This is a genomic window from Singulisphaera acidiphila DSM 18658, assembly GCF_000242455.2.
Lineage (GTDB): Bacteria > Planctomycetota > Planctomycetia > Isosphaerales > Isosphaeraceae > Singulisphaera > Singulisphaera acidiphila.
The window spans coordinates 4,333,279-4,347,615 of sequence record NC_019892.1 but is presented as its reverse complement, the minus strand read 5'-3'; the positions used below and the strand labels follow the sequence as shown (position 1 = coordinate 4,347,615).

9 protein-coding genes are annotated in these 14,337 nt (G+C 62.7%); 3 read left to right on the top strand and 6 right to left on the bottom strand.

The genetic code is table 11. The features are described from left to right. The first annotated feature begins 793 nt into the window (after positions 1-793). Positions 794-1,138 carry an ArsR/SmtB family transcription factor gene (locus SINAC_RS17045; RefSeq protein WP_015246869.1) on the top strand — a complete coding sequence of 115 codons (345 nt, stop codon included), beginning with the start codon at positions 794-796 and terminating at the stop codon, positions 1,136-1,138. A 146-nt stretch (positions 1,139-1,284) separates the two neighbouring features. Here the strand turns inward: SINAC_RS17045 and SINAC_RS17040 are convergent, their stop codons facing one another. The 5 genes from SINAC_RS17040 to SINAC_RS17020 all read right to left on the bottom strand — a co-directional run bounded on the left by SINAC_RS17040 (position 1,285) and on the right by SINAC_RS17020 (position 8,027). Continuing rightward, positions 1,285-2,667: a DUF1501 domain-containing protein gene (locus tag SINAC_RS17040; protein ID WP_015246868.1), complete on the bottom strand. Its 1,383-nt coding sequence runs from the start codon at positions 2,665-2,667 to the stop codon at positions 1,285-1,287. A gap of 34 nt (positions 2,668-2,701) precedes the next feature. Next, a complete protein-coding gene (locus tag SINAC_RS17035; protein ID WP_015246867.1) occupies positions 2,702-3,217 on the bottom strand; it encodes a hypothetical protein in 516 nt (171 codons plus the stop codon). 197 nt (positions 3,218-3,414) lie between these two features. Then, positions 3,415-4,863 carry a neutral/alkaline non-lysosomal ceramidase N-terminal domain-containing protein gene (locus SINAC_RS17030; protein WP_020466004.1) on the bottom strand — a complete coding sequence of 483 codons (1,449 nt, stop codon included), beginning with the start codon at positions 4,861-4,863 and terminating at the stop codon, positions 3,415-3,417. Between the two features lie 279 nt (positions 4,864-5,142). Then, positions 5,143-6,408, bottom strand: a complete 1,266-nt coding sequence (locus tag SINAC_RS17025; protein WP_015246865.1) for a RidA family protein — start codon at positions 6,406-6,408, stop codon at positions 5,143-5,145. Positions 6,409-6,767: 359 nt separating this feature from the next. Next, a complete protein-coding gene (locus SINAC_RS17020; protein WP_020466006.1) occupies positions 6,768-8,027 on the bottom strand; it encodes an MFS transporter in 1,260 nt (419 codons plus the stop codon). Positions 8,028-8,652: 625 nt separating this feature from the next. Between SINAC_RS17020 and SINAC_RS17010 the strand changes: the two genes are divergently transcribed. Together SINAC_RS17010 and SINAC_RS17005 are read left to right on the top strand one after the other, a co-directional pair. Beyond that, on the top strand, positions 8,653-10,080 hold the full coding sequence (locus SINAC_RS17010) for a sulfatase family protein (protein WP_015246863.1): 1,428 nt from the start codon (positions 8,653-8,655) through the stop codon (positions 10,078-10,080). A 47-nt stretch (positions 10,081-10,127) separates the two neighbouring features. Continuing rightward, positions 10,128-11,633 (top strand): arylsulfatase, encoded by a 1,506-nt coding sequence (locus SINAC_RS17005; protein WP_015246862.1) that lies wholly within the window; start codon positions 10,128-10,130, stop codon positions 11,631-11,633. A 14-nt stretch (positions 11,634-11,647) separates the two neighbouring features. On the opposite strand, the gene SINAC_RS17000 is transcribed toward SINAC_RS17005, so the two are convergent. After that, positions 11,648-14,302 carry a heparinase II/III domain-containing protein gene (locus SINAC_RS17000; RefSeq protein ID WP_015246861.1) on the bottom strand — a complete coding sequence of 885 codons (2,655 nt, stop codon included), beginning with the start codon at positions 14,300-14,302 and terminating at the stop codon, positions 11,648-11,650. Positions 14,303-14,337 lie beyond the last annotated feature (35 nt).

Genomic DNA, 14,337 nt, shown 5'->3' with positions numbered 1-14,337 from the left:
CGTCCATGGCCCCCTTGCCTCCCGGAACTTCGGGAACTCCGGCGGTAAAGCCGAAGTCTAAGCCTGACCGGTCATCCGTGAGCATGAGCTAACTTTGGCCAAGCCAGGCATAGGTTGAGAAGAGTATGATTAGAATGGCGAGAATTGACGCGGCAATGGCCGTCAGCATCTGGAGGCCCGACCGGACGTCTGCGATTGTGGAGCGAACTCGTCGCCATTCGCTCTCGAAGTGAAAAAAAGATTTCAATTCCGGGTGAGAATGATCCCGGCACGGCGACGAGGGCTGTGGCAAAGCCAAACGGATCAGCGTTGCGAGAAAGATCACCGCCGGCACATGAATCGTCGTCCATTCGGCGATGATCGTTTCTTTTTGCCTTCCTTTGAACGCAACTCACCTTGGTTCAAGTGTTCCGGCACCGATCGACTCAGGAACCCGCTTCATAGCACCTTGGGCTCCGATCGGCTGACCCTCATGATGTGTGATTATTCTAATAGAAAAAAACCAATTTGGCGCAACCCCCATTTCCTCTTGATAGGTATTGACGCTGGTGCTAAGATTATGTCGTCAAGCACCGAAGTTATGATATATTCCTCTTCCATGGAACGCGAAATCTTCTGACTCTCACCCCGGCGGTCGCCAAGGCCGGCGATGAGCACAAGAATGAGTGGCTTTCCCACCACTCAACCGTTTTCCCTGTGTTGACAGTGTCTCACCGGTGTTCTTAGGTCCTCGAAGGCTCTGCGGACTTCCCGTGACGAACTTCGAGGAATCTACCTTTGGAGGATGATCTCGATGGCGACTGCGTCTGCGGCGGCCAAAGCCACGGCACCCAAACCGACCAAAGCCCAGAAAGAGGCCGCGCTGCGACTCAAGCAGGCCCAGCGCGCCGCGAACCTGCTCAAGCAGGTCAGTGATCCGACTCGTCTGCAGATCATCCTGATGCTCGCCGAAGGCGAGAAGCATGTCGGAGCTTTGGGCGAGCACCTGAATCAGAGCCAGCCCGCCGTCAGCCACCACCTGGCCTTGCTTCGCCACGGTGGGATCATCGCCCCTCGCCGCCAGGGCAAGAACAACTTCTACGCCCTGACCGAGATTGGCGACGAGCTGGCCAAGGTCGTCAAGTCGGTCATCGCCTGACGCGAGGCGAGGCCGCAACGGTAACGCATATCTCTGTGCTTGCTCCAACCACCCGGCATCCGCCGGGTGGTTTGCGTTTATCCAGGCCAGATCATTCGCTCATGCGTCGGAACTGGCCGAAGTGATCGGTGTAAACGTGCCAAGCGTTAAAGTTGGGCGAGCAGCTCGCGGATCGGCTGACCGTTCTCGATGAGGTAGGTGGGGCGTCCGGTCCGATCTTCGAAGGTGACGGCTCTGGCATTGATGCCGAGGTGGTGATAGACCGTCGCGGCGACATCCTGCGGACTGATCGGCCGGTTGACGACATGCTCGCCGCGCTGGCTGCTGCGGCCGATGACCTGTCCCATTTGCATCGAGCCGCATCCCATTAGGACGCTGAAGGTGTTGCCCCAGTGGTCGCGCCCGGCATCCTTGTTCATTCGTGGCGTCCGACCGAACTCACCCATGGCGACGACGAGTGTTGACTCGTACAGGCCCCGTTCGATCAGGTCCTCGATGAGCGCGGCGATGGCGCGGTCGAGGGGCGGGATGAGTTTCTTCGCCCCTTCCTCGGTCTTGAGCTGAGGGGCCGTACCGTGGTGATCCCAGGGGACGCAGTTGACCGTCACGAATGGTGTCCCTGCCTCGACGAGTCGGCGGGCCATCAGGGCGCTCTGGCCGAAGGTATGCCGGCCGTAGCGGTCGCGGACGGCGGTGGGCTCGGCGCTGATGTCGAATGCGTCGGCCACGGACTGGCCGGTGAGCATGTCGAAGGCGCGCTGGTAGTAGGCGTCGAGGTCGCGGAGCGTGGGATCAAGGTCGCGGCGAAGCTGGTCCATGGCTTGCAGCGTGCGTCGCCGGTCTTCCAAGCGTTTGATCGAGATCCCCCCTGGCAGTTTCAGGTTCTTGACCTGGAAGGCCGCGTCGTTCGGGTCCGACTCGACGATGAACGGGTTGGCTGACCCGCCGAGGTAGGCGGAGTAGTGGAAGAGGTTGTCCGTTCCCCCTCGGAGGTTGGGGACGGCGACGTAGGAGGGGAGTCCGGGTCGACTCGCGGCCTTGAGCCGGGCCACGGCCGCGCCCATCGCGGGCCTGCGCTGAATTCGGTTGTCCGGGGCATTGAACGCTGGCCCTTCGTAGCCGGTCAGCATCCAGTGGTTCCCTTTGGTGTGGTCTCCCGTGCCGTGATTGACCGTCCTGAGGATTGCCAGTCGGTCCATCAACCGCGCCTGCTCGGGCAAGAGCTCGCCGAAGCGGACCCCCGAGACGCTGGTGGCGATCGAGCCGAACGGGCCGCGAAAGCCATCGGGTGCGTCGGGCTTGGGGTCCCAGGTCTCCATGTGGCCAGGCCCGCCGCTCAGCCAGAGGAGGATGACGCTTCGCTCACTGCCTGCCGTCGTCGGGGTTGTTGGTGTCGTCGCCCCCGAGGCTCGGAGGCGGAGCAGGTCCGGCAAGGTCAGGCCGCCGAGCCCAAGCATCCCCGCCTGGAGGAAGCTGCGCCGGGTGGCCCCGTCGCAATCGCGCGCGCCTCCGCCGAAGACCTTGATCATGGCACCAATCCTTGACGGAATCTTATTCTTTGGTTTAACTCTTGTCAATTTCGGGGGCGCAACGACTTTTGTCAAGTCCGTACCCGGCAGATTGATTCCGCCGCTCCTCCTCGGGGGTGACCGCGCCTCGCCAACCGAGCCATCGGGTCGATCGACCTGGGGGGAGAGCCTCCTCCGTGGGCTCGTGGATCGACTTGCGGAGGTGGTCGAGGAACGGCTCGCCTTTCGGTCGCACCTTGTTGGTGCAGTCGCAGGTGGAACAGGAGGGATAACCGTTGCAAAGGCGTGGGCTGCGGGCATCGGTGACGGTCATATCGGTCAGGAACTCCTCGAAGTAAGGGAGTTCCTCTACCATGGCGACCCCGGAAAATTCCCGGCAATAACAGACCTCGACCCAGCGAATCGTGCCCGAGGGGTCCACTCGCCCCTCGCAAAGCGTTTTACCGAGGTCCCCGTAGGGAAAGCCCGCGCCGAACTTGCCGCCTTCCAGAGCTCGAAGCAGCTCGCTCCGTCGCTCCGGTCGTACGCGGGCTGAGATCAAGTACCGCATTGTCATGCCCTTCCCTATTTGTTTTTTTCAGGTCGGTACGGCCCTGACCTGAAAATCGTGGGCGCCCCGCCCGCAATTCATTCCTGATCAATGGAATTGTATGGGCGGGGCATCCGCGATCCCGGGGAAAACGAAGGAACGGCGTTGACTGCATGCGTTCCGGCGGGGCGTGAGGGAGTAGTCCGCCTTTGGCTTGCTCAGCGGGCTTTTTCGAGCTCTTGCAACAGGTCAAGTGCCTTGGTGGTGATCTTCGATGCGGCGTCGACTTCCAGGTAGCTCGACCGTGCCCGCCAGGTCTCATAGCCGCCTAGCTCGTGCTGCTCCTTGGTGGGGAGGTAGCCGTTGTAGCCGTTGGCCAGCTCGATGGTGAAGGCCGGCTTGATCGGGCTCTCGGCCTTGAGCTTGAGGCCGATTTCGACGAATACCTCGCAGGGGATCGCCACGATCACCAGGCCGCCGATCCGCAGCGCCTGCACATTCACATCGACTTGTTTCGGATATTTACTCAAGAGGATGGATTCGCGTGCATAAAGCTCGGGAACCGTATTCAGGTCGGCCCCTTTCTTGGCGCTGGCGAGGGTTGCCTCGGCCGCGGCCAGCTCTTCTGGGTTCGGCTGCCTCACGCCCAGCTTCAAGTCGGCCGCCCGCGCGTCGAGCGTCAGATCGTCGTGGTACTCCAGGGCCTGTGCGACCCGGACCGCCTCGGTGGCCAGTTCGTTGGCGACCAAATTGATGCGGCCGTACGGCGGCGCCGGCGGGTGTGCCTCGCGAAAATTGATGTTGTTGATGTCACCACTGGTGCCGTTGGACATCATCGCCACGAACGGAGGGTCGAGCCGGTCCCCCTCGAGCAAATCTTTGGTGCGGTCGGCGAACGCGCCATAGTAGTCAGCCGAGGCATGGCCGGCGCCGACGCCGCCGACGTAGTGGAGCGAGTAGTTGGCCAGGAGCGCGATCGGCCGCCCTTGGGCGGAGCGGACCGAGACGATCGGGACCTCGGGGTCGATCGGTCCGGCCGGCTCGACCAGGTTCGGGTTGGCGATTCCTGGGTTCATCCGAACGCGGTCGGTGGTCTTGCCGAACGGGTCGGCGGGGATCGTCCCCGGCTTCATCTTCCAGCGCCGGTTGAAGACCTGCTCGGCGTTTTTGCCCGCGCCCCAGCCGATCTTGGCCGGCTCGAGGTTGTTGACGGCGCGCTGGACCGCGTCGGCGATCCTCACCGCGAGGAACTTCAAGTATTCCGGATCCGGGTCGCTCTGGAAGACGCTGCCAGCCGTCGGGCAGGAGTGAGCATGAGTTGCCGAGATCAAGACGTGATCGGGTTCGAGCTTGGATCGTTCGCGAATCAGTCGCTTTGCATCGGTGATGACTTCGCGGGGGATCATGCAGCTATCGCAGACGATGATCGCCAGCTTTGTTTTGCCGTCGTCGAGTACCAAGGCACGCGCGTGCAACTCGTCGTGGATGTGAGTGGCTTTGCCGTCGTGCATGTTGCCGTTGATCGACATCCCGAGCCAGGGGGAGATGTTACTGGTGGCGGCCCCGGCTTGGAACGAGGCCCCCGGCTTGGGATCGGCCGCGTGCGCGGAAGGACTTGATCCAGGGAGGGCGAGGCCAAATGCCGAGCAGGCGATTGCGATCGCCATCAAGCGAATCGGTCCATCGCGGTGGGGGGATCTTGCGGTCCTCATCGGTCTTAGCCTTTCTCGAAGTCGGGGCAAGGGAGGGTGGGGTCGTTCCGGATTCAAAGGCGGGAGCCGGGGGAAGGAGGTTGATGATATACCAGCGGAATCGCCCAAGGGCAATCGCCACCGTCTGGCCTTGGTTTGTGTGATCTCACGGGAGTTCGTATCGGCACGATCCACCCCAATCGGGGTGGATGCCGATAGATAATGTGGATGCGTTAGTGTCTGGTTTGCGTCAGATCACTTCGGCGGGTTGGCGCTCTCATGGGGTATCGTCACGCCAATCATGTCGAGGGTGACGGTTTTCCCATCGGCTCCGACCCCCGGGACGATCGCCTTCGAAGCGGCGGGGGGAATCTCTGCGTCGTAGTACTTGGGCCGCAGGTCGTTCAGGGCGCGGCTCGCTTCGTCGTCGGTGACGTAGTAGGTGGCCTTGGCCAGGTGGCGGAAGTCACTCCCCGTTTCAGCCAGGACCTTTTCGAGCGTTTTGAAGATTGCCTCGACTTGCTCGGTTCCCTTGGTTTGGGGTGAGCCGTAAAGGCCCGAGAGATAAATCAGGTGTCCGCGGTTGACTCGCACCACTTTGCTGAAGACAGGGGACGCCTTCATCCCGGTCGGTGTGAGCGACTCGACGGCGGTCTGCTCGGTTCGCGGCCCCGCGCTTGCGATCAGTTCGATCTCGATGGGCTGAGTTGGGCTTGATCGCCACTCCACGTAGACCAACGGGGGGACGGCCCCTGCTCCAAAGAATGTGGTCATCTCACGCTCGACCACGGCCGCCGCCGACATCGGCTCGAGAAAGGCCTTGAGCTGGACCACGTGTGACTTGTCCAGACCCAGATATGCCAGGGTCTTGTCCAGACTCTTGAGCGTTCCCCGGGTTGCTTCGGCCAGGTCGGTGCTCGGTTCCGCCTGTCCGGAGACGTAGACCCTGGCCTCCGCCGGCAGGATCGCTAGCGCGGCCCCCGAGCGTTGCCCGGCCGGAGCTGACGCGAGCGGCCGGACCGGCTCGCTTGTGACCGCCACCGCGTCGATCGCCACCAGCGCCTCGGGATGGGCCAGGATCCCGACGACGACGGTGAGGGCCGGCCGGGCCTGCCCAGTCATCCGAGCGCTGAAGGCGGTTCGAAAGGCCGGGAGGACGTCGGTCCGCGCGGCGTAGACATTGACTTTGACCACCCGGTCAAGTCCCGTGCCGGCCGCTTTCAGGGCCGACTCGAGTCGATCGAGCACGACCTCGGCCTGTTCGGCCGCCCGCTCGGGACCGATGATCGAGCCACGCTCATCGAGTGGCAGGAACTGGGCGGTATGGGCCAGGTTCATCCCGCTCGGGACGATGACTGCTGTCGAGGTCCGTGTGGAGTCGTCCGGGGCGATTGACCGCACGCGCAGCTCTTTTTCCTCCTCCGCGCGGGAGACACCGGAGAGGGCGAACCCGATGAAGCCGATGGCGAGTGAGCCTCGGAGGAACAGCGACGAGTTCGCGGCCCAGGTGTTACGTACCATGCCACCACCTTTTGATGAGTCGGTTTCGATCGAGGTCGTGAACCGTCTCACATCGAAGGTAAATCGACATGGGACGGCCACTCCACTCGCGCGAGGATAGCCGAGGCGGAACCCATGCTCAAGGATCTTGAGACCCCTGGATGGCCGAATCAGGTCGGTCCGCCGTTCTCACCCCAAGGCGAAGTGGTACGCCTTGGCCTACTTTGGGAAAGAGGGGGATGCGCCACGGAACAGATGGAAAAGCACGGAAACGAAAGAGTCGAGAAATTGGATGTTTGAGAAGAGGGAAGCGTTTTCGTTGGGTTGGCTTTTGGCTTTTCCGTGCTTTTCCGTGGTGGGGTTCCTTAGGTGGGATCGGTTCACGCTTTCACGTGAGACGTCTTCCTTTCCAGGTTGGGCAAGAACCCGGCCAGGAGGCCGACCAGCGGGAGGAACGAGCAGACGTGGTAGACGAATTGAATGTTCGTCTTGTCCGCCAGCCAGCCCAGGACGCCTGCGCCCAGGCCGCCCATGCCGAATGCGAATCCGAAGAACAGGCCGGCGACGAGCCCGACGCGACTGGGCATGAGCTCCTGGGCGTAGACCATGATCGCTGAGAAGGCGGAGGCCAGGATCACGCCGATCGGAACGGTGAGCACTCCCGTCCAGAACAGGTTCGCATAAGGCAAGACGAGAGTGAACGGCAGCACTCCGAGGATCGACACCCAGATGACCGCCTTGAATCCGATCCGGTCTCCCACGGGGCCGCCGGCGATGGTGCCGGCCGCCACAGATCCCAGGAAGATGAACAGATAGATCTGGGCGGTCGGGATGGAAACCCCGAACCGGTTGATCAGGTAGAAGGTGTAATAGCTGCTCAGGCTGGCCATGTAGAAGTACTTCGAGAAGATGAGCAGGAGCAGAATCGTAATGGCCGAGATGACGCGGGCGCGCGAGGGACCAGTTCGGTGACTGGCATGCCCTGAGGTGAACCGGCCTGCCTGCCTAGCCTTCAAATAGGCTTCATACCACCGGCCTACCGCGAACAAGACGACCATCGCAATCACGGCGGCGATCGAGAAGCAGGCGATGCTTGCCTGGCCCCAAGGGACAACGACGAAGGCGGCCAGAAGCGGGCCGATCGCCGAACCGGCATTCCCCCCGACCTGGAACAACGATTGGGCAAACCCGTGGCGCCCGCCCGAGGCCATCCGGGCGACTCGGGAGGCCTCCGGGTGAAACACCGACGACCCGATGCCCACCAGGGCAGCGGCGATCAGGATCAGCACGAAGTGGTGCGCCACCGACAGGAGAATCAGGCCGACGAAGGTGAAGACCATCCCGGTCGCCAGCGAGTACGGGCGCGGCCTGCGGTCGGTGGAGAGGCCGATGATCGGCTGAAGGAGTGAGGCGGTCAACTGGAAGGTGAACGTGATCAGCCCCACCTGGGTGAAGGTCAGGTGATACTGTTCTTTGAGGAGCGGATAGACCGCCTGGATCAGCGACTGCATGATGTCGTTGAGCATGTGCGAGACGCTGAGCGCCGCCAGGATGGCGAACGCTGTCCCCTCGGCTCGACTCGTTTCCGTCTCCGCTAGGCTCACGCTATTACTACTGGTCGCCATCAACTCAGACCCCATTCCGTTGGCCGAGAAAGGTCGGCCATCCTTTTTCCTGATCGCGTCGCCGTTCGGTCGTTCAAAGGCGACGACACAAGAACAGGTCCCCAAGGTTCGCTCAGCAATTCATGACTCAGGGCTCAATTCGCGTCCCAGACGGGCGCGGTTCCCGTGTGTCATCCCACCATCGTTCGGAAACTCAAGGTGCTCTGGAACGCCGACTCTCTGGGGCGACTGGACGGATCTGTCGCCACGCAAAGGCGATCGACGCTTGACCGAATCGCGGTTTTGCATCGTCCTGGGGGGGCAGGAGGAGGGAAATCGACTTCAAAGAGGACGACCGAGCCGAGGGTATCCAACGTCATTCTACCCAATGAGTCTACCTGGGTTCATCGCATTTCCTCGGTTTTTGCCTAGTTTAGCCTGTTCGTGCGTCTTGGTCTTTCGCCGTGGAGGGGGGCCGCCCGTCAGGAAAATGAGATTGAGATGCAGGGGCCATCAGGAATGGCACTTGCGGAGCGTTTCGCCGACGATTGCCCAGGCGCACGGCCCGTGTTAAGGTCGTCGCTGCCGACGGAGATCCGTCGGCTCGGGCGGACCAGCGGCCGCTTCGCTTGACCTCCGATGTTTCAAGGGCGATCACACGATGCATTGTTCGACGCTTGCGCTCCGAGCTGTCACCTTTTCCTTGCTGATGCTCGGGCTAAGCCCTGCCCCTGATGCGGCCCGTGCGGCCGAGCCGGCGCCGGGGCGGCCGAACTTCCTATTCGTTTTCACCGACGACCAGCGTTACGACGCCATGGGCGTCGTTCAGCGCGAGCAGGGCGACCGCGCTCGGTTCCCCTGGTTCCAGACGCCGAACATGGACCGGCTCGCTTCCGAAGGGGTGCGGTTCCGCAACGCGTTCGTGGTCAACTCGCTCTGCGCTCCGAGTCGTGCCTGCATGCTCACGGGTCGGTACAGCCACCACAATGGGATCGCCGACAACCAGACACCATTTCCGACCGACAGCGTGACTTATGCCTCGCTCCTTCGCGAGGCTGGTTATACGACCGGTTATGTCGGCAAGTGGCACATGGATGGCCAGAAGGGGAAACGGCCCGGCTTCGATGAGTCGGTAAGCTTCATCGGCCAGGGGAAATATGTCGACTGCCCGTTTGAGGTCAATGGCGAGCTGACGCCGACCCAGGGCTGGGTGGACGATCGCTCAACCGATTTCGCCATCGACTTCCTCAAGAAGAACCAGGCCAAGCCGTTCGCCCTGGTCGTCGGCTTCAAGGCGGCCCACGGACCGTTTGATCCTCCCGAACGCGCCCGCGATCGGTTTGCCGGCGAGACGCCCAGGCCGGCGGCCAACCAAGGAGTACGCCCCATCTTCAGCAAGGCCGCAGCCGCTCCGGCCGTTGCCAAGAAGAAGAAAGGGGCAACGCGGCCAGAGGGGAACATCGGGTATTTTCGATGTGTCTCCGCCGTCGACGACAACCTCGGGCGGCTGATGACCACGCTCGACGAGCTTGGCCTGGCCGAGGATACCGTCCTGGTCTTCTCCAGCGATAATGGCTTCTACCTGGGCGAACACGGTTTGGGCGACAAGCGATCCGCCTACGAAGCGAGCCTGCGCGTTCCCTTGCTTTTGCGCTACCCGAGACTCGCCAAGAAGGGCAAGCTCGTCGATCAGATGGTTCTCAACATCGACGTTGCGTCCACGTTCCTTGACCTCGCTGGCGTCCCTGTTCCCAGGGCGATGCAAGGCCGGAGCTGGCGGCCGTTGCTCGAGGAGAAGCCTGACACTTGGCGTACGGCCTGGTTCTACGAGTATTTCCAGGAGCGGCCTTTTCCAAACACTCCCACGATCCTGGCCGTCCGGACCGAGGACGCCAAGCTCATTACCTATCCGGGCCATCCGGACTGGACGGAGCTATTTGATCTGAAGGCGGATCCCTACGAGATGTCGAACCTCGCTGGCGATCCTGCCCGCAAAGACCTTCGCCAGAAGATGGAAGCCGAATTCGAACGCCAGAAAGAGGCGGTCGGGTACACCTATCCAAGCTATGCGGATTTCCCCAAGCCGTAAGCAGGCTGAGGTCCGCTCGGAGCAAGCAGGCCAACGGGTGATTCTTGATGAAACAACGTGAATGGTTTGTCGTTGCATCCTTGGTGTTGGTGATCGGCAGCCGCGTCCACGCCGCCAGTCCTCCACGCCCGAACATCGTCCTCGTGATGGCCGACGACGTTGGCTACGGCGACTTCTCCTGCCTGGGCAATCCGATCATCCAGACACCCAACGTGGATGCCTTCGCCAAGCAGGCTGTTCGCTTCACCGACTTCCATGTCAGCCCGACGTGTGCCCCGACCCGCGCCGCCCTGTTGACCGGCCGCCACGAGTTCAAGTCGGGGGTGACGCATACGATCCTCGAGCGGGAGCGACTGAGCCTGAAGGCGACGACCCTCGCCCAGGTCCTCAAATCCAAGGGGTACGCCACCGGTGTCTTCGGCAAGTGGCACCTCGGCGATGAGGATGCCTATCAGCCAGGCCAGCGTGGGTTCGACGAGGTCTTCATTCACGGGGCCGGCGGCATTGGCCAGACCTATGCGGGCAGCGGCGGCGATGCGCCTGGCAATTCGTACTTCAACCCCGCCATCCTGCATAATGGCACTTTCGAGAAGACGACCGGCTATTGCACCGACGTCTTTTTCCGCCAGGCGCTCACATGGATCGACCAGGAGCGGAAGGGGGACGAGCCCTTCTTCGCTTACATCACGCCCAACGCCGCCCATTCCCCGCTCGATTGCCCCGAGGAGTATGCCAAGCGGCACGCCGGCCAGGTGCCGGAAAACGTGGCGAAGTTTTATGGGATGATCGAGAACATCGACGATAACTTCGGCACACTTGTCGCAAAGCTCAAGGATTGGGGGATCGAGAACGACACTCTGGTCATCTTCATGACCGACAACGGCGGCACTGCCGGGACCCGGACGTATAACGCCGGAATGCGTGGCACCAAAGGGACACCGTACCAAGGGGGGACGCGCGTCCCTTCCTTCTGGCGCTGGCCGTCAGGATTCAAGGGGGATGTGGAGGTGGGAGCGCTCACGGCTCATCTCGACATCCTCCCGACGCTGGCCGAGATTGTCGGATCACCGCTCTCCGAGCCGTTGCGCTCGCAGGTTGAAGGACGCAGTTTTCTGCCGCTTCTGAAGGATCCCCAGGCCGAATGGCCCGACCGAACCCTAATTACCCACGTCGGCCGCTGGAATCGAGGGCAGGTTGAGCAGGCAAAGTACGTCAACAGCTCGATCCGCAACGGGCGTTTCACGCTTGTGAATGATACAGAGCTCTATGACCTCAAGGCCGATCCGGGCGAGACGAAGAACATCATCGCCGAGCACCCCGAGGTTGTTGCCAGCCTCCGGGCCGCCTACGACGTTTGGTGGCAGGAGGTTTTCCCCTGTCTCGAGAACGAAGCGGCCGTCGGGCCCAAGGTCAACCCGTTCAAGGAACGCTACTGGAAGCAGTTCGGCGGCGGACCCGATGAGGCCCTGCGCCTCCGCATGGATCCTGCTCGCGCCAACGGCGAGGCCGCGACGATTCGCACGTACGAAGGGAAGGGGCACCCAATGCCCTGATGACTTCTTGCCGCTCAGCGCGACGCTCGGGTCGTCCATTCCAAACGGACGGCCCCGGTGTGCTCGCGCTGGGGGAAGGCGGTCAGGTGGAGTTTTCCCGCCGCTGCGTCGAATGTGAAACCAGGACCCTCCGCAACGCGAAGGCGGACTGTTTCGCCCTGGCGCTCGGAGGCAACAACCGTGTAAGGGTAGACCCAATCATCGGCGGTGAGTACGCGGACAACCTCCCCTGCCCCCGGCAGATTCTCGCTCGGCCCGCTCAGGATCAAGGTGTCTCCCTCCACGGCCCGAAGCGAAAGACTTTGTGGGCCGGTCGCCTGCAACGCGTCATCCCCGCGCGTCCAGCCCCCCTTGCCTAGTGCGAAGGCATGTTCGATTCGCTCGCCTCGGAGCGAGAGAACGCCCACGGCTCCGGTGAAGGTTGCGTGACTTGCACCTTGCGCGACGCTCACTGGTTCGTCGGCTCCGCAGACGATGAGGTCGGTGCGATCGCCGATGCGGACCTTGAGCACCATCGCAGCTCCGGTATTCGCGACCCGCTCGACGGAGTCAATGAACGCGGCTTTCGCATACGGCTCGAGGATGGTAGCGAAGCGGCTATGGCCTTCGCTCGACTCATGCCGAAGGGCGATGAACGATCGCATGAATTGATCCAGTTGAGCGTCGTCCTCACCCGCTCGACTGATGGCTGGGTTCTCGCCGACGACCAGTCGTGACCCCGCTTCCGGAAAGAGCGTGACGCGAAGCGCAGGGCCCGAACTTGCGGCGGGCCGAAACGTCAGGGGCAAGGCCACGTCGGCGGGCGCAGGGGCCGACTTGAGGTTGCGGAGGAATCCGTAGGCATAGTCTGGCTCGCTGGCCCGGCCGGTCTCCCCTTCGTTGCGGGTGGGCTGCCAGTCAAAGCCAGGGGGGAGCAGGTTCGCGAGGGGGGCGCACGGCAAATCCAGGGCGACGGTGGTGGGCTCATCGGCGTCCCCGTGCAGGAAGTAGTCGTGGATTCGGCCCCCAGCCACGTCGAAGAGATCGGCCGCATATCGGCGGCCCTCGCCGGCATCGACGACGATCAGGGTGCGACGGTAGGTCTTCGCCAGACCGGGATAGCCGCGAGTGCCGTCGACGCTAACGACCTGCACGTGGGGATCGCCCGCATCAAAGTACTGCAAGCTGCCATCCGAGGGGGCGTTGAGGCTGCCGAACGACTGGCTCTTGCCGTCGATCACGACGGTGTTGTGCGCTGCGGTCGCGAGTGTCCAGGCGCGGTATCGCGTGTGGGTATACCCCAGGTCGGAGAGCAGCTCGCGGCCTTGGGAGAAGAGCAAGAGGCTGAGGTTATCGGCATGGGCGTGACCGTAGCCGCCCGACCAGGTCAGGTGAAACTGAGTCTGCTCCGCTCCGGTTCCGCCTCCCAGGCTCGCGTGGCCGAGGGCGGGAAGCAGGTAGGGGGTCGACGTGTCTCGGGAAGACCGGGCGCGCACCCTGTCCGTCCTCCAGGTGTCGTGGACCGGGACGGGGCGACCGTTGGGTAATCGCAGCGTCGCCAGAGCCGTTCGTGTACGCTCGAGCTCGGGCAGTTCACGGGCGAGGTCGAGGTTGTCGAACCTCGTCCCGTCCGCGTCCTTGTAGTTTGCCGGGTCGCTGTAACCGTGCAGGAGGCCAAGCACGTTGGTCAGCCCTCCGAGCGTCTGGGCCCCATAGCTGGGAGCGCCTTCGTACCAAAAGCCGTCGTAGTAGAACCGCGTCTGGATCAGGTGGCGAAGCTTACGAGTCACCTCGTGGATGTAGCGTGGTTCCCCGATGACCCGACCGGCCGTGACGAGTGCATGCCAGGCGGTGGGGTCCATGTTGCTCGATTCTTCGCGGTTCGCCATCACCTGATCGGCCGCGTTGCGAAACAGGTCGTGCTCGATCCTCTGGGGAACGTCGACACCCCGCGAACGGGAGAGGTCGGCCAGGACGCCGCTGGGGCGAATCCAGTCGTAGGTCTCGACGAGTTGCGTGGGGATGTCGCTGTAGGCCCACCAGGTCCAGCGCGCGGTGCGGTAGCCGCGTCGGAACTGCGCGGGGGGGACGTTGCCGTCGTCGATCTCCTTCTGGCGGAACGGATAGTCGTAGTGATAACACCAGCCGGGGAAGACCTGCGCGAACTGGTCGAGGAGCAAGGCGGCTCGTCGTGCGTGGGCCTTCTCTCCGGTCGCAACGGAGAGCAAGGCCAGGTCCCGCGCTCTGGCCGCGAGGTATTCACGCATCTGGTCGTCACGCTTCGCGGCGAAGAAGTAGCGATAGCCTTGTGCGTTTTCCCAGTACGGATAGCGCTGGGGTTCCCCTCGCGGGTTGCGCACGGTCACGGCCTTGTTCATCGGATATTGGGCGCTGGGGTAGCGATGCTTGCAGTATCGACAAGAGACCTCGTCGATCTGCTCGGGCGACCAGTCGAGCTGATTCTCCTGCCGCCCCTGATCGCAGTTCGGGCAGCCGACAAAGTTCAACCCTGACTGCCGTGGCACCAGCTTGACCAGCGCCGATTCGTCGAGCCCGCGCACGAATGCCGTGGCTTGAAGCAGCCTCGCCACGTCCCGCTCGGAAACCGGAGGGGGAAACACAGGGGCCGAGACTGGCACTTCCTGAGCCGTTGCCAGGAGGATCGCGATGAGGGGCAGAAGGCTTATCAAGTGACTCAGCCTCGGGAGAATTTGTTATGATATTG

Coding starts and splice junctions, on each gene's coding strand:
- SINAC_RS17045 (WP_015246869.1), top strand. CDS start 794: ATGGCGACTGCGTCTGCGGCGGCCAAAGCCACGGCACCCAAACCGACC.
- SINAC_RS17040 (WP_015246868.1), bottom strand. CDS start 2,667: ATGATCAAGGTCTTCGGCGGAGGCGCGCGCGATTGCGACGGGGCCACC.
- SINAC_RS17035 (WP_015246867.1), bottom strand. CDS start 3,217: ATGCGGTACTTGATCTCAGCCCGCGTACGACCGGAGCGACGGAGCGAG.
- SINAC_RS17030 (WP_020466004.1), bottom strand. CDS start 4,863: ATGGCGATCGCAATCGCCTGCTCGGCATTTGGCCTCGCCCTCCCTGGA.
- SINAC_RS17025 (WP_015246865.1), bottom strand. CDS start 6,408: ATGGTACGTAACACCTGGGCCGCGAACTCGTCGCTGTTCCTCCGAGGC.
- SINAC_RS17020 (WP_020466006.1), bottom strand. CDS start 8,027: ATGGGGTCTGAGTTGATGGCGACCAGTAGTAATAGCGTGAGCCTAGCG.
- SINAC_RS17010 (WP_015246863.1), top strand. CDS start 8,653: ATGCATTGTTCGACGCTTGCGCTCCGAGCTGTCACCTTTTCCTTGCTG.
- SINAC_RS17005 (WP_015246862.1), top strand. CDS start 10,128: ATGAAACAACGTGAATGGTTTGTCGTTGCATCCTTGGTGTTGGTGATC.